The 15,060-nt window shown below is 36.7% G+C and carries 16 protein-coding genes and 1 tRNA gene; 1 reads left to right on the forward strand and 16 read right to left on the reverse strand.

Features of this window, described 5'->3' with window-relative positions; translation table 11 throughout:
• The 16 genes from tnpA to J2S13_RS09125 all read right to left on the reverse strand — a co-directional run.
• On the reverse strand, positions 1 to 409 hold a 409-nt coding region (gene tnpA / locus J2S13_RS09050), incomplete at its 3' end, for an IS200/IS605 family transposase (RefSeq protein ID WP_307257417.1).
• 249 nt (positions 410 to 658) lie between these two features.
• Entirely contained in the window at positions 659 to 1,930 is a 1,272-nt protein-coding gene (gene clpX / locus J2S13_RS09055; RefSeq protein WP_307257418.1) for an ATP-dependent protease ATP-binding subunit ClpX, read from the reverse strand.
• A 306-nt stretch (positions 1,931 to 2,236) separates the two neighbouring features.
• Complete coding sequence (gene tig, locus J2S13_RS09060; protein ID WP_307257419.1) at positions 2,237 to 3,523, reverse strand: trigger factor; 1,287 nt, start codon at positions 3,521 to 3,523, stop codon at positions 2,237 to 2,239.
• A gap of 152 nt (positions 3,524 to 3,675) precedes the next feature.
• On the reverse strand, positions 3,676 to 4,680 hold the full coding sequence (locus J2S13_RS09065) for a tetratricopeptide repeat protein (protein WP_307257420.1): 1,005 nt from the start codon (positions 4,678 to 4,680) through the stop codon (positions 3,676 to 3,678).
• A gap of 241 nt (positions 4,681 to 4,921) precedes the next feature.
• Positions 4,922 to 4,995, reverse strand: a tRNA-Arg gene (locus J2S13_RS09070).
• Positions 4,996 to 5,127: 132 nt separating this feature from the next.
• Complete coding sequence (locus tag J2S13_RS09075) at positions 5,128 to 5,637, reverse strand: metallophosphoesterase (RefSeq protein WP_307257421.1); 510 nt, start codon at positions 5,635 to 5,637, stop codon at positions 5,128 to 5,130.
• A gap of 6 nt (positions 5,638 to 5,643) precedes the next feature.
• Entirely contained in the window at positions 5,644 to 6,243 is a 600-nt protein-coding gene (locus tag J2S13_RS09080) for an XTP/dITP diphosphatase (protein ID WP_307257422.1), read from the reverse strand.
• Positions 6,244 to 6,259: 16 nt separating this feature from the next.
• Entirely contained in the window at positions 6,260 to 7,006 is a 747-nt protein-coding gene (gene rph, locus J2S13_RS09085) for a ribonuclease PH (RefSeq protein WP_307257423.1), read from the reverse strand.
• A gap of 104 nt (positions 7,007 to 7,110) precedes the next feature.
• Positions 7,111 to 8,181 carry a GerMN domain-containing protein gene (locus J2S13_RS09090; protein WP_307257424.1) on the reverse strand — a complete coding sequence of 357 codons (1,071 nt, stop codon included), beginning with the start codon at positions 8,179 to 8,181 and terminating at the stop codon, positions 7,111 to 7,113.
• Positions 8,182 to 8,280: 99 nt separating this feature from the next.
• On the reverse strand, positions 8,281 to 9,081 hold the full coding sequence (racE, locus tag J2S13_RS09095; protein ID WP_307257425.1) for a glutamate racemase: 801 nt from the start codon (positions 9,079 to 9,081) through the stop codon (positions 8,281 to 8,283).
• Positions 9,074 to 9,550 (reverse strand): MarR family winged helix-turn-helix transcriptional regulator, encoded by a 477-nt coding sequence (locus J2S13_RS09100; protein WP_307257426.1) that lies wholly within the window; start codon positions 9,548 to 9,550, stop codon positions 9,074 to 9,076. The genes racE and J2S13_RS09100 overlap by 8 nt, the downstream gene beginning before the upstream one ends.
• A 445-nt stretch (positions 9,551 to 9,995) precedes the next feature.
• On the reverse strand, positions 9,996 to 10,220 hold the full coding sequence (locus tag J2S13_RS09105; protein ID WP_307257428.1) for a helix-turn-helix domain-containing protein: 225 nt from the start codon (positions 10,218 to 10,220) through the stop codon (positions 9,996 to 9,998).
• A 129-nt stretch (positions 10,221 to 10,349) separates the two neighbouring features.
• A complete protein-coding gene (locus tag J2S13_RS09110) occupies positions 10,350 to 10,820 on the reverse strand; it encodes an acyl-CoA thioesterase (protein WP_307257429.1) in 471 nt (156 codons plus the stop codon).
• Positions 10,821 to 11,059: 239 nt separating this feature from the next.
• Entirely contained in the window at positions 11,060 to 11,824 is a 765-nt protein-coding gene (gene sdhB, locus J2S13_RS09115; protein WP_307257430.1) for a succinate dehydrogenase iron-sulfur subunit, read from the reverse strand.
• A gap of 21 nt (positions 11,825 to 11,845) precedes the next feature.
• Positions 11,846 to 13,597: a succinate dehydrogenase flavoprotein subunit gene (sdhA, locus tag J2S13_RS09120; protein WP_307257431.1), complete on the reverse strand. Its 1,752-nt coding sequence runs from the start codon at positions 13,595 to 13,597 to the stop codon at positions 11,846 to 11,848.
• A gap of 94 nt (positions 13,598 to 13,691) precedes the next feature.
• The gene (locus J2S13_RS09125; protein ID WP_307257433.1) at positions 13,692 to 14,300 is read right to left on the reverse strand and encodes a succinate dehydrogenase cytochrome b558 subunit; all 609 of its coding nucleotides are present in this window, start codon (positions 14,298 to 14,300) and stop codon (positions 13,692 to 13,694) included.
• A 318-nt stretch (positions 14,301 to 14,618) separates the two neighbouring features.
• On the opposite strand from J2S13_RS09125, the gene J2S13_RS09130 reads away from it, so the two are divergent.
• Positions 14,619 to 15,044, forward strand: a complete 426-nt coding sequence (locus J2S13_RS09130) for a YslB family protein (protein WP_307257434.1) — start codon at positions 14,619 to 14,621, stop codon at positions 15,042 to 15,044.
• Positions 15,045 to 15,060 lie beyond the last annotated feature (16 nt).

Consider the following 15,060-nt stretch of genomic DNA (forward strand, 5'->3'; position numbering starts at 1 on the left):
CTCCTTTCTTCTGATTTTCGATGTACTTGCGAATGACATCTTCTGAGATTGAGCCAACGGTTTCAATGTAAAAGCTACTGTTCCAAAGATGACCGCCCCGTAGCCCCTTTTTCAGTTGTGGGAATTTCAAAAACAGTTTACGGGCAGAAATCCCTTTCAGCATTTTCACAATGTACGAGGGAGCGATCTTTGGATGGGCAGAAGCAAAAACGTGAATGTGGTCTTGTTCGCCGACTTCCATCATAGCGATTTCAAACTCCTTTTCTTGTGCGATCTCTTGGAAAAGGTCTTTCAAGTAGCTTTCTATCTCGGAAGTGAGCACTTTTCTTCGGTATTTTACAGACCAAACGATGTGATAATTGACATTGTAGACACAGGTTCGAGCATGTTTTATGGTAGATTTTTTCATACATATAGTATAACTTAAAACCATATTTAACGTCTATTATATCGGTAATTTCCAACTACATATAGTCATTGAAAAAAGATAGAAATTTTCCCCTGTAATCCCCGCAAGGGGGATTCGGGAAAAGCGGACTCTCATCTCTCCTCTAAAGAGGTAGAGGATTCCCGTCCGCAATCCTAAAGGTTCCCTAAACAAAAAAACCAGGTAAACAACTAGTGAAAAGTTGCTTATCTGGTTTAAACAAACTTTTAATCATGCTGATGTTTTACGCCCCGATGAAACATCCACTTCTGTTCCATCTTCACGTAATAATTTCGGAGATTTATTTTCCGTTACGGTTTCTTCTGTGATAATACATTTCGTAATATCTTCACGAGAAGGCAAGTCAAACATCACTTCTAACATGATGCTTTCAATGATGGAACGAAGACCACGAGCACCTGTTTTACGTTCGATGGCTTTTTTCGCAATTTCTTTTAAGGCTTCCACTTTAAATTCAAGCTCAACTTCATCAAGCTCTAACATTTTTTGATATTGTTTAACTAGGGCATTTTTTGGTTGTGTTAAAATTTGAATTAACGCTTCTTCATCTAATTGTTTTAAACTTGCAATCACAGGTAAACGACCGATGAATTCTGGAATCAATCCAAATTTCAATAAGTCTTCTGGAACGACTTTTGCTAATAGTTCTTTATCTTCAACCTCTTCTTGCTTCACATCAGAACCAAATCCGATCACTTTTTGACCAAGTCGGCGTTTAATAATTTGTTCTATTCCATCAAATGCGCCACCACAAATAAATAAAATATTGGTAGTATCGATTTGAATAAATTCTTGATGTGGATGCTTACGACCACCTTGTGGCGGAACACTTGCAACAGTACCTTCTAAAATTTTCAACAAAGCTTGCTGAACCCCTTCACCCGATACATCTCTTGTGATAGAAGGATTCTCAGATTTTCTAGCCACTTTATCAATTTCATCAATATAGATAATCCCTTTTTCAGCCTTTTCGACATCATAATCTGCAGCTTGAATTAACTTGAGAAGAATATTTTCTACATCCTCTCCTACATAGCCAGCTTCAGTTAAAGATGTAGCATCAGCAATGGCAAAAGGGACATTTAAGATTCTCGCTAATGTTTGTGCAAGCAATGTTTTCCCACTACCTGTAGGTCCAATTAAACAAATATTACTTTTAGATAACTCTACTCCATCTACCTTATTGTTCGAGTTAATTCTTTTGTAATGGTTGTATACAGCAACAGATAATGATTTCTTCGCTTGATCTTGGCCAATTACATACTCATCCAAAATTTCACGAATTTCCCTAGGTTTAGGTACATCTTTAAATTCAACTTCCTCTTCAGTACCTAGTTCCTCTTCAACAATTTCCGTGCACAGTTCAATACATTCATCACAAATATATACACCAGGTCCAGCAACTAATTTACGGACTTGATCTTGCGTTTTGCCACAAAAGGAACATTTCAATTGACCCTTTTCATCGTTAAACTTGAACATTCATTGTCACCCCTTATTTCGATATAAAAAAAAAGACGATTATACCCTTAAATGTTATGTATTGCATTGTAACATATTTTCCTATTTTGAAGAAATGAAAGGCTTTCTTCTATAGTATGTGTTACAGGCCTGACTATAACCAACTATTAGGAATTAACATTTTGAAAAAAATAGGCAATTATTATGTATAGGTTGTAAAAACAAGGCACGGTAATCGCGCCTTGTTTTTATTATGTTAAATGTACTTATGTTCATTGTTTCGTTGATGTGTTAGGTTTACTTTCTATCATGAATTAGTTGCTCAAATTATGCAACTGTTTTGCTGTTTTCAACTAAGAAATCCACTGCTTTACGGATTTTCAAGTCACCTTTTAATCCTTCAGCATTTCCTAGTGCTTTTTTGATATCTTCTACAGCCATATTGTATTGTTCAGCCATTTTATTTAATTCTTTTTCTACTTCTTCGTCAGAAGCCTCTAAGCTTTCTGCAACAGAAATGGCTTCTAAAGTGAGACTTGTACGCACACGAGTTTCAGCATTTTCTTTCATTTGGTTGCGAAGGTCTGCTTCACTTTGACCTGAGAATTGATAGTAAAGATCAAGTGTCATTCCTTGCATTGAAAGATTTTGTGAAAATTCTTGTAACATACGATCAATTTCGTTTTCAATCATCACTTCAGGAAGATCAATTTCTGCATTCGCTGTAGCTTTTTGTACTAGTTCGTCTTGCAATTTTTGCTCTGCTTCGTTTTTCTTTTGTTCTTCAAGACGTTTTTGGATTTTTTCTTTAAGCTCTGCTAATGATTCCACTTCATCATCTACATCTTTTGCAAATTCATCATCAAGCTCAGGAAGTTCTTTCGCTTTAATTTCATGAACTTTTACTTTAAATGTAGCAGGTTTTCCAGCTAAATCAGCAGCATGGTATTCTTCAGGGAAAGTAACTTCAACATCCTTCTCTTCCCCAGTAGCAACGCCAACTAATTGTTCTTCAAAACCTGGGATAAAAGAACCTGAACCAAGCTCAAGTGAATAGTTTTCAGCTTGTCCACCTTCAAAAGCCTCTCCATCCACAAAGCCTTCAAAGTCGATCACAGCTGTGTCGCCATTCTCCGCTTTTCCTTCTTCTTTCACAACAAGCTCAGCTTGACGTTCTTGTAAAGTTTTCAATTCGTTTTCTACGTCTTCTTCTGTTACTTCAGTAGACATTTTTTCAACTTCTAACCCTTTATACTCTCCAAGTTTTACCTCTGGTTTCACTGTAACAGTTGCTTTAAAAATAAGCTCTTTTCCTTTTTCTATTTGCTCAATGTCAATTTCAGGGCGATCGACTGGCTCGATTCCTGTTTCTTCAACAGCACTTGAATACGCTTCTGGAAGAATGACATCTAATGCATCTTGGTAAAGAGACTCTACTCCAAAACGCTTCTCAAACATTGCACGAGGCACTTTTCCTTTACGGAATCCTGGAATATTTATTTGTTTGACAACCTTTTTAAATGCAGTGTTTAAACCTTCGTTAACCGTTTCCGCATCTACTTCAACAGTCAGAACCCCTTGGTTCCCTTCTAGTTTTTCCCATTTAGCAGACATACAGTTCCCTCCAACAATCTATAAATTATAAGTAGAAAATGATTCATTTTCTAATCATTCCTTGTAATTATGAACAAACCGAACATATACAGGAAAAGGATATATTACAACCATTACATTATAACACACGATTATGCTCTTTCAAGAAAGAACTAATGAATGGGGGTAGAAATTTCATCTAATTTCTTCATAAGTTCAAGACATGATCCCCATTCTGGATCATCAAACTCCTCCAATTGACCGTCATCTCGATCTTCACCATAATATTGATTAGCTAAAAAAATAGTCACATTCATCCAAGTCTCTGGAAAAAAGGGCGGGGAAAACGGATATAATTGAAAGAAATGCCGATCAACGATTTCCTTTATTTGACGAAAGAAAATGGGATTATCATGAGCAATTTTCTCTTCTAATTTATGTATAACCTCTTGATAATATGGGGTCTCAAAAGGATCTTGTAATTGTTTAGGTATAAATTCATCAGAAAAGGTAAATTTACGTACACAAACTTTTTGATCGTATCGATGCTCCTTTAGCACGTTCAAAATTAAACTTTGCAAAAAAGGATGGGCCTTTTCATCTTGTAAGATTGAACATAGTTCCTCTATATAAGGAATAATATTACTATGAAGCAATTCAGCAATTTTCATTGTTTGCTGATGTAAATCTTCTTGTTCATCAAAAAGCTTTCCTTTATAAGGCAAGGAGTATGACCCGTCCTCATAATCGACCATTTTCTCTCCCAATTGATAAAGCTTCATGAAATGATCACGTTTTTCGGCTGGTATTTGCTCTTCTTCTATAATAGGTGATAATGTCGCTACTACTTCATCATATTCTTTTAATTGAATAAGAATAAGCATGTATAAATCTAATACGTCATAATAGTCGCCAATTCCTGCATGAAGCATGTTTTTGCAATTTTTTTTCGCTTGCTCAAATTGGGAACTTTCGTAAAGAGCGAGCGAAAGAGCCATTTGAATTTCTCCATTTTCGGAATCCTTCGAAAGCTGAAGTGCCTCTGTTAGAAAATTTGCTGCTTCTCGATATTGTTTCTTCTGAAGTGCGTCAATTCCTTTATCAATTAACTTCTCATTTGTACCCGGAAATACAATTACATTCCCTTGCTTTATTAAATGTCTTTTTCTTTTTCTCATTCTTGCGTGTACCGCCTTTAAAGATTGAGTTTCCATTAGTTTAGCACGTTTAAAACAAAAAACAAAATAGTGAAAGGATACAACTTAAATAAAAACAAGAAAGATCCGCAACGTTTGTGACGTCTCTTTCTTGTGAATAATCATTTCATTAAATTTTGAACTTTCTAGATTCGAATCCTTTTGAATATACAAAAAACCCTTATATCAGTACGATATAAAGGATTTTCTGCATATTTATAAGCGTCCCAGGAGAGATTCGAACTCCCGACCGACGGCTTAGAAGGCCGTTGCTCTATCCAGCTGAGCTACTGGGACATACCTTGTTAAGTAGGACATTTTTTATTATATATTTTGACATTCGGAAAGTCAATATTTATTTGGAAATTATTTTAGAATAACTGATGGATAATGAATGGGCAAGGAACAAATATTTCCTTGCCCTATTTATTATAATGAGAAAATTTGTTGTAAATCAAGAAGTTCCTCATGAAGGTCATTAAAAAACCGAATGATTACTTCTTTTCGACCTACTTCAACAATCGCATAGGTTTTCTCCATTCTCCCTTTCGGCATGGAGATGCTTCCCGGGTTCAAATATATGGTTTCATCTACCTTTTCGACCCCTAACATATGAGTGTGACCAAAAAACACAAAATCTGCCCGATATTCTTTTGCCTTATAATGCAAATTCATCATCGTTGTTTTCACTTGATAACGATGACCATGAGTTAGAAATATACGTTTTCCTTCCATTACTTCCACAAGCTCATACGGAAATCGGTTCTCAGTGTCACAATTCCCTCGAACAGTTGTATATCCTGCCATTTCTGGATCATGATCATATAATTCAGAATCACCACAATGATAAAACCCATCCACTTTTCCTTTATAACGTGCCATTATTTCTGACAATATTTCTCCCCAACCGTGGTTATCACTTACGACTAATAATTTCATCCTCATTCATCCTTCGAAAAATGTCGTTATTTTTTTCTCGAGCTCTTTTAAAGCTTGTCCGCGGTGACTAATAGAGTTTTTTTCACTTGGAGATAATTCGGCGAATGTTTTACCGAAGTGTCTCACGTAAAAGATTGGATCATATCCAAAGCCACTTTCTCCTCGTCGCTCTGATAAAATATATCCTTCACATGCACCGGAAACTGTATTTACTTTCCCGTTTGGCATTGCAATGGCAAGTGCACAATAAAAACGAGCTGTCCTGTTTTCAAAAGGGATTCCTTGTAATTCCTTTAATACTTTGTCTATATTTGCTTCATCATTTTTATCGAGTCCTGCATATCTTGCAGAATATACCCCTGGTCGGCCATCTAAAGCATCAACGATTAATCCCGAATCATCCGCTATCGCAACCGACTGCATACTTTCGGCAACAGCTTTTGCTTTTAATTGAGCATTTTCCTCAAATGTTTCCCCGGTTTCCGCGATATCGGGAAACTCTGGGAAATCTAATAAGGTTTTTACTTGCACACTAAAGGGTTCGAACATTTGAATGAATTCTTTTGCTTTTCCTTGATTTTTTGTTGCAATTATGACTTGATCCATTTTATTTCTCCATTCATCACGACTTTGCTGTTATTTGATTGGCAATTTCCCCTAATACTTCTTTCTGAATTTGGATTAATTGAGAAATTCCCTTTTCCGCTAACATTAATAACTCTTGTAATTGTTTATTAGAAAAAGTGGCTTCTTCACCTGTACCTTGAAGCTCGACAAATTCATTCGAGCCAGTCATCACAACATTCATATCTACTTCTGCCTGGCTATCCTCAATATAATTCAAATCCAGAATAGCCCCGTGGTTTTCCAGCACTCCGACACTTGTTGCAGCTAAATAATCCGTAATCGGAAATTTCTTTAATTCCTTTTCAGTATACAATTTTGCCATCGCAATCGCCATTGCAACAAATGCACCTGTGATGGAAGCTGTTCTTGTTCCGCCATCTGCTTGGATGACATCACAGTCAATCCAGATCGTTCTTTCACCCATTGATTCTAAATCAACAACGGCTCTAAGGGCTCTGCCAATCAATCTTTGGATTTCCATCGTTCTTCCTGATACTTTTCCTTTAGAGGATTCACGAATATTACGTGTTGCTGTTGCACGAGGTAACATAGAATATTCTGCCGTAATCCACCCTTTTCCACCCCCACGCATAAACGGAGGGACTCTTTCCTCTATACTTGCGTTACAAATGACTTTCGTATCTCCCACCGTAATGAAAACAGAGCCTTCAGGATGTTTTACATAATCCTTTTCAATATGTATAGGTCTAAGTTCATCAAATTTTCTTCCATCAGTACGCATTTTCTTCCTCCTTAAAGGCTATAATTCTTTCCTTGTAACAGTAAAAAGGAGGTGGCAATGTGCCGACCCCACTCTTTACTATATAGTATATCAAATATTTTTTTTTAAAAACTACCTGTATTCACACTTTCTGGTCTTGTCACAGATTCCGATACTTTTTCCCCTTTTTCATTAACAAAATTTGTTTTTCCGTTGACTTGAATGGCTACACTTTTAATATTCTCTTGCTCTGTTAATGAAAGGACTAGGGTATTTAATAAATTTTGTGAGAGGACTCTTTCTTCAAAGCTTCCTAAAATTGATTCATTAAAATTTAATGTTACTTTTCCATCATCTATTACAGGCTTATCAATTAATTGGACATCTGGTAAAAATTCACTCACTAAGTTAGATTTTAAACCAGGACCCTCTGCTAACTCATTGACAATCGCCGTTACATTATCCTTCTCAAGATTGCTCACACGCTTCGTTACAGGTACATAATAATACCCATCATCCTTTTGAGCCATATAATACACGGTAATTGCACGAGTATTGGACATATCCACGACATCTTGAATATTATGATTGATTCCCACTGCTCTACTTAACCCTTTTGGATCGAGCGTTGTCCCATTGACAGGCATTTCTTTTAATCGTTCACCATTCACTCGTAATTCGACTTCATCTACGGAGTCAAATTGAGTAAGTGTCCATGTGACAGATTGAATAATGCGTTCCTCATCGTCTGCTTGGTATTCCTTAAACTCTGGTGAAAAGTCAACGACCGCTTTGCCTTCTTTAATATCTACACTTAAAACTTGGGTACCTGCTGGTAGTACTGCACGAAAACCATTTGGTAGCATATTGGAAATCGGTCCATCTGCAACTAAATATTCCAATGCCTGCTTTGCAAGACTTTTTGTATTTGGGAGTGGGAATGTTTGCGAAACGACATAGCCATTTTTATCTATTAAATATAATTCAGTCATTGCGATATTTTCATCTTTTTCTATCATTTTCGTTTCGTTTTTATTTTCTAGCTCTTGTAATGCTTCACCTTCTTTTAAATAGGAAACGGTTTGCGGCGGATCAATCTTTTCTTTTTTATCTTCATTCCCAAATAAGCCGCAACCAGCAAGATAAACCGACGATACCACGACGGTTGCAGCCACCCATATCTTCTTCTTAGACATTCTATACCCCTCCTAAGATAGTTTGTACTATATATACGAGCCATTCTTTTAATTTAGACCGTTGGAGAGGTATTTTGTTCAATTAAAAAAATCGCTTAGCTAAAAAGCTAAGCGAATCGTTTGTACATCAATGGTTCGATCTTGAAGCCAATCAGAGGCAATAGAGAAGAATATTTTCTCAGAACCTGTTGTAAAAAACTTATGTGAACAACGGGTTTTCTCCATATTTAATAAATCTTTATAATGAAGGATAGCACTTACTTCCCTTGCTGTTTCTTCACCAGAACTGATGACAGAAACAGATTTGCCCATAAAATTTGCAATAATCGTTTCTAGAAGAGGATAATGTGTACATCCTAAAATCAATGTATCTAGTTTTTTGGATTTTAATGGCAACAAAGTTTCAGCTACGATTTTTTTCGCCATAGCCCCCCTATATTCTCCACTTTCTACGAGGGGGACAAATTTCGGACAAGCAAGTGAATACACAATTGATTTTTCATTAATGGATTTTAATGCTTTTTCATATGCCTTGCTATTAATCGTACCAATTGTTCCAATTACACCAATGCGATCATTACTTGTCATTTTTATAGCTGCTCTTGCCCCTGGGTATATAACTCCAATGACAGGAATACTTAATTCTGACCGAATCTCATCAAGTACAACAGCTGTTGCTGTATTGCAGGCAATCACAAGCATTTTTATATCATATAATAATAAATAACGGGTCATTTCCCATGTGAATGTTTTTACTTCTTCAACAGGTCTAGGGCCATATGGACAACGTGCAGTATCTCCAACATAATAAATCGTCTCGTTTGGAAGTTGCCTCATTAATTCCTTTGCAACTGTTAACCCCCCAACCCCAGAATCAATTACACCAATTGGTTTATTCAAAAATCTCGCCTCTATCTTTCTTCATTTCTTGATGCATTTTCATTAAGTTGTTTTTGAGGGACATTATTTCTGTATCATTGAAATCGGACAAAGTTTGTTGAACGAATAATTGACGTTTTTGTATCACTTCATCAATAATCCGTTCTCCTTCTTCCAACAATTGAATTCGTACTACTCTTCGATCTTGAGAATCTTTCATCCGTGCGACTAATTGATTTTTTTCCATACGATCAATAAGATCTGTCATTGTGCTACAGGCTAAATACATTTTCGACGATAATTCCCCAATCGTCATATCACCATCTTCAAAAAGCCATTGCAAAGCAATAAATTGTGGAGGGGTGATTTTATACTGATTTAATATCTCCCGTCCTTTTTGCTTAATAATACATGCTATGTATCTTAAATCTTTTTCAATATCAGCCACACAATTTAACGTAAAAGATTCAATGCTTTCCTTAGACTTCATAATGACACTCCCTAAAACACTTTTGCATTTATAGCTAATCATATTTTCTCTTTTTTTTCATAAAAAAGCAAGGTTGATAGTTTGAAACATTATGCAAACATTCTTACATTGAGGGAGGCTATTTCAGGGCATTTCACCCCAAGCTAAAAGGTTTTAGGTTTTTAGTTGGGGTGAATTATGACCTAAAAAAGTAAGAAGCATCAATTCGATAACCAGCTGCTAAAAAAGTGGCCGGGCATCTTTTATCCCACTTTTGACGAGCAATCAATCATACTCAGGAAATGATGAGGAATTATAGAAGAATGGTTAGGTCATTGCCCGTAAAGGTTTAAAGGGACAGATCATATGTCATTTTAGGCGAAAGCCAAGACATGTAAATTTTGAGCGTAGTTCGTTCGACTCACATTCAATGGGGGATTAAGCCCCTACTGAATGAAGTTTTACTTTATAACTTGAGCTCCCCCATTCGAAGGAGTTCAACTACAGCTTGAGAACGCCCTTTTACTCCTAGTTTTTGCATGGCATTTGAAATATGATTTCTAACCGTTTTCTCGCTGATAAAAAGCTCCTTCGCAATTTCTCTAGTTGTCTTGTCTTGGACTAACAGCTCAAAAACTTCTTTCTCTCTCTTAGTTAATAATGGTTTATGTGCAAAATCATGATCCTTCAACTATTGTAACCCTCCTTGCCTTCGCCAGCTCTAAACAATTTAGGAATGGGTACTGCGGTCGTCAACATATTATATGAATACAGCGGCTCTTCAGTGACATCACGAAGGCAAGGTTTAGTAAATAGGCTTTTAACAAGACGGGGAGAATTCAGTTAGATTTTGGAGCTTCTTTTTCCATTCATTAGATAATGGCATTGAGCGACCTGTTTTCTTGGAAATTTGGACAATCGTTCCCCGACCAGTTAAACATATCTCTTCTTTTTCATTCAATACTTTATAATGGAGATCCACAGATGAATTCCCCACTTGATGTGGTTTAACATATACTTTTAATGTTTCCCCAAAATATACTTGCTGAAGAAAATCACATTGAAGATCTGCTACAACAATAATCTCTTCACTTTCCTCTTTAGACCATTCTTGCATTAATCCAACATGATCAAAGAATTCTATCCGTGCTTCTTCGAAATAAGCGAATGGTACCGTATTATTTAAGTGTCCAAACATATCTGTTTCAGAAAATCTTACTTTAATCTTCTGAAAAAAGTGAAAATTCTCATTCCAAGCATTCCAATCCTCGATATAAGCGATCTTTTTCATCCAATCCCTCCATTAATAATATGAACCAATATTCATTTTCCTACTATTATATTCTTTTTTAACAAATGCGCAAGCGTCGCATCTCTAGCATACGGATTTCGCAAGTTTTGACTGAGATAAAGAAAACTAGAGACGAGGCCCTTTACGTGCTGATGTTGACTGACCATGGGACACACCATATTAAAAAAAACAATATTAAAAGACCTTCAACCAAAAGTTGAAGGTCTTTTCTAATAGTATTATACGGAACGGTCACTACCAAAGAAGTTACGGAATGCTTGTACAGTTGCATCACGGTTAACCGCTGCGATAGATGTTGTAATTGGAATCCCTTTCGGACAAGCTTGAACACAGTTTTGAGAGTTACCACAATTCTGCATTCCACCATCTTGCATAAATGCATTTAGACGTTCGTCTTTATTCATTGCACCTGTTGGATGTGCATTGAATAAACGCACTTGGTTAAAGATAGCAGGTCCCATAAAGTTAGATTTACTATTCACATTTGGACATGCTTCTAAGCAAACACCGCAAGTCATACATTTAGAAAGTTCATATGCCCATTGACGTTTTCTTTCAGGCATACGAGGTCCTTCTCCAAGATCATAGGTACCATCGATCGGAATCCATGCTTTTACCTTTTTCAATGAGTCAAACATTCTGCTACGGTCAACTTGTAAGTCACGAACAACAGGGAATGTGCTCATTGGCTCAAGACGAACCGGTTGTTCTAAATGATCGATTAACGCTGTACAGGACTGACGTGGTTTACCGTTAATCACCATTGAACATGCTCCACATACTTCTTCCAAACAGTTCATATCCCATGCAATTGGTGTTGTCTTTTCCCCTTTTGCATTGACAGGATTACGACGAATTTCCATTAGCGCCGAAATAACGTTCAAGTTAGGGCGATATGGTATCTCGAACTCTTCTTTATACGGAGCAGAATCTGGATTGTCTTGACGAGTAATAATGAAGCGTACTGTTTTATTTTCACTCATCATCTAGTCTCCTCTTTCTTTTTAGTGTTTTTTTGTGTAGTCACGTTCACGCGGCTTAATTAATGAAATATCGACATCTTCATAATGGAATTTAGGAGCATTTCCTTCTCCAGCAAATGTCGCCATTGTTGTTTTCAACCATTCCTCATCATTACGTTTAGGAAATTCTGGTTTATAGTGAGCTCCACGGCTTTCATTACGGTTATAAGCACCAATCGTAATTACACGAGCAAGTTGTAACATATTTTTTAACTGACGAGTGAATGTAGCACCTTGGTTACTCCATTTGGATGTATCATTGATGTTGATGTTTTTCCAGCGTTCCATTAATTCAACTATTTTTTCATCTGTTTGTAATAGTTTTTTGTTTTCACGAACAACTGTTACGTTCTTAGTCATCCATTCCCCTAATTCTTTATGGAGCATATATGCATTTTCTTTTCCGTCAAGAGACATAACTTCATTCCATTTAGCCTCTTCTTGTTTTTTGTAGCGGTCGAATACGGAAGAAGCAATTGCATCTGATCCTTTTTCTAACCCCTCAATATATTTTACTGCGTTAGGTCCCGCAACCATTCCACCATAGATCGCCGATAATAAGGAGTTAGCACCTAAACGGTTTCCTCCATGTTGAGAATAATCACATTCACCAGCAGCAAATAACCCAGGAATGTTTGTTTGTTGTTCATAATCAACCCAAAGTCCACCCATTGAATAGTGTACGGCAGGGAAGATTTTCATTGGAACTTTATGAGGATCTTCTCCAGTGAATTTCTCATAAATCTCGATAATTCCACCTAATTTAATATCTAATTCATGTGGATCTTTATGAGATAAATCTAAGTACACCATATTCTCGCCGTTAATACCGAGCTTCATATCCACACATACATTAAAAATTTCACGAGTAGCAATATCACGTGGTACTAAGTTTCCATATGCAGGATATCTTTCTTCTAAGAAGTACCAAGGTTTACCATCTTTATATGTCCATACACGTCCACCTTCACCACGAGCGGATTCACTCATAAGGCGAAGCTTGTCGTCCCCTGGGATCGCTGTTGGGTGAATTTGAATGAACTCACCATTTGCATAATTAACCCCTTGTTGGTAAACGATTGAAGCAGCAGAACCTGTATTAATAACTGAGTTAGTCGATTTACCAAAAATAATACCAGGGCCACCAGATGCCATAATAACTGCATCAGCAGGGAATGTTTGGATTTCCATATTTGTCAAGTTTTGAGCAACAATTCCACGACAAATTCCTTCATCGTCTAGGACAACTCCAAGGAATTCCCAGCCTTCGTATTTATTAACGAGCCCTGCAACTTCATGGCGACGTACTTGTTCATCAAGTGCATAAAGTAATTGTTGACCAGTTGTTGCACCAGCATATGCAGTACGGTGATGCTGTGTTCCACCAAAGCGACGGAAGTCAAGTAATCCTTCTGGAGTACGGTTAAACATTACTCCCATACGGTCTAATAAATGAATAATTCCAGGTGCAGCCTCACACATAGCTTTTACTGGAGGTTGGTTTGCTAAAAAGTCGCCACCATAAATCGTATCATCGAAATGAATCCATGGCGAATCCCCTTCTCCTTTAGTATTAACAGCACCGTTAATACCACCTTGAGCACATACAGAGTGGGAACGTTTTACTGGAACTAAAGAAAATAGATCTACTTGCGTCCCTTCCTCTGCTGCTTTAATTGTCGCCATTAATCCGGCTAAACCACCGCCCACAACGGCGATCTTTCCTTTACTCATTGAGACTCACTCCTTTTCTCCCAAAATCCGTACTAATTAGTAAGTTCATATGGTTCGTTACATTATTCAAAAAAATTAGTTTGATAAATTAAAATTATACAAATGCTAAAATGGCTCTAACACCTACAACTGAAAGTGCTATAAATACCACTACGGACACATAAGAGAAAATTACTTGTGAACGCGGTGAAATGATAATTCCCCAGCTAACGCAGAATGACCATAGACCATTTGCAAAGTGGAAAATTGCTGAAATAACACCAACTATGTAGAAAGCTAACATAAACGGATTTGACAGAATATCTGCCATCATTTGGAAGTTGACATCCGCCCCAAAAGCTGCTTGTACTCGTGTTTGCCATACGTGCCATGCTAGGAAGATTAAAGTAAGAACCCCCGATACACGTTGTAGAACAAACATCCAGTTACGGAAGAACCCAAGACGATTTACGTTGTTCTTTGCTGTGAATGCAATATACAATCCGTAAATTGCGTGGAAAAGCAAAGGTAAGAAGATGACAACGATCTCCAACACATAACGGAATGGTAGCATTTCCATGAAATGAGCTGCATTGTTAAATGCTTCTTCCCCTTTCGTAGCAAAGTGGTTCACAACTAGATGCTGAGTTAAGAATAGTCCTACAGGAATGACACCAAGTAAAGAATGAAGCCTACGGTTAAAAAATTCACGATTTCCAGCCATGATTTACCCCCCTTAATCAATGAAGCTGTTTGAGACCCTTTTTGACAAATTTCGCACACTGCTCCTAACAGCATTCATATTATAACAATTATGTGACAAGTTTATTTTACTCCCAACTGATGGGAGCGTCAAGAAAACGTATACAGATTTTTTTATATTAAAAAAATACCCGCAATGAATGTTGATTCAACTTCTAAGTTTTTTCTATTCTAGTTGCTATTTTAAAATAATATTATTTCTATTATACCTATTATTTTTTATTTTTAATTCTTTGATTTTCTTTATATAATAAAGATGCAGAAAGTGGGGATATTTAAAATGGAAGAGACAGATCAATCAAGTACACTCGTTGTGTCAATGTTTGGGTATGAGTTAATCCGGGAGATTTTACTACCTGAGATTTTAGGTCAGGACACTCCTGAAGTTTTATATTGGGCTGGGAAAGCTTTAGCAAGAAAGTTCCCCCTCATGTCAGAAGATGAAATTTCCACCTTTTTTAATGAAGCAGGTTGGGGGAATTTACAAATAAGTAAACAACAAAAACGAGAAACTTCTTTCGATTTGTCCGGCCCTTTCATCGAAAGAAAAATAAAATTGCCTACAACTACATCCTTTTCTCTTGAAGCCGGATTTATCGCTGAACAAATAAGTATTCAAAAAAATGTGACAGCAGAGGCCATTCATGAAGTCCAAAAACGGTCTTCATCCGTTAAAATTATCATCCAATGGAATGAAAAAGATTAATATGATGGAGAAAGTG

This window comes from Oikeobacillus pervagus, assembly GCF_030813365.1.
Lineage (GTDB): Bacteria > Bacillota > Bacilli > Bacillales > DSM-23947 > Oikeobacillus > Oikeobacillus pervagus.

What these genes read in the sequence shown, in the direction of transcription:
- J2S13_RS09125 (WP_307257433.1), bottom strand. Translation starts at nt 14,300, where the DNA reads ATGGCTGGAAATCGTGAATTTTTTAACCGTAGGCTTCATTCTTTACTT.
- rph (WP_307257423.1), bottom strand. Translation starts at nt 7,006, where the DNA reads ATGCGTACTGATGGAAGAAAATTTGATGAACTTAGACCTATACATATT.
- J2S13_RS09100 (WP_307257426.1), bottom strand. Translation starts at nt 9,550, where the DNA reads ATGAAGTCTAAGGAAAGCATTGAATCTTTTACGTTAAATTGTGTGGCT.
- sdhA (WP_307257431.1), bottom strand. Translation starts at nt 13,597, where the DNA reads ATGAGTAAAGGAAAGATCGCCGTTGTGGGCGGTGGTTTAGCCGGATTA.
- J2S13_RS09110 (WP_307257429.1), bottom strand. Translation starts at nt 10,820, where the DNA reads ATGAAAAAGATCGCTTATATCGAGGATTGGAATGCTTGGAATGAGAAT.
- J2S13_RS09130 (WP_307257434.1), top strand. Translation starts at nt 14,619, where the DNA reads ATGGAAGAGACAGATCAATCAAGTACACTCGTTGTGTCAATGTTTGGG.
- J2S13_RS09075 (WP_307257421.1), bottom strand. Translation starts at nt 5,637, where the DNA reads ATGAAATTATTAGTCGTAAGTGATAACCACGGTTGGGGAGAAATATTG.
- J2S13_RS09090 (WP_307257424.1), bottom strand. Translation starts at nt 8,181, where the DNA reads ATGTCTAAGAAGAAGATATGGGTGGCTGCAACCGTCGTGGTATCGTCG.
- tig (WP_307257419.1), bottom strand. Translation starts at nt 3,523, where the DNA reads ATGTCTGCTAAATGGGAAAAACTAGAAGGGAACCAAGGGGTTCTGACT.
- sdhB (WP_307257430.1), bottom strand. Translation starts at nt 11,824, where the DNA reads ATGAGTGAAAATAAAACAGTACGCTTCATTATTACTCGTCAAGACAAT.
- J2S13_RS09065 (WP_307257420.1), bottom strand. Translation starts at nt 4,680, where the DNA reads ATGAGAAAAAGAAAAAGACATTTAATAAAGCAAGGGAATGTAATTGTA.
- clpX (WP_307257418.1), bottom strand. Translation starts at nt 1,930, where the DNA reads ATGTTCAAGTTTAACGATGAAAAGGGTCAATTGAAATGTTCCTTTTGT.
- J2S13_RS09080 (WP_307257422.1), bottom strand. Translation starts at nt 6,243, where the DNA reads ATGGATCAAGTCATAATTGCAACAAAAAATCAAGGAAAAGCAAAAGAA.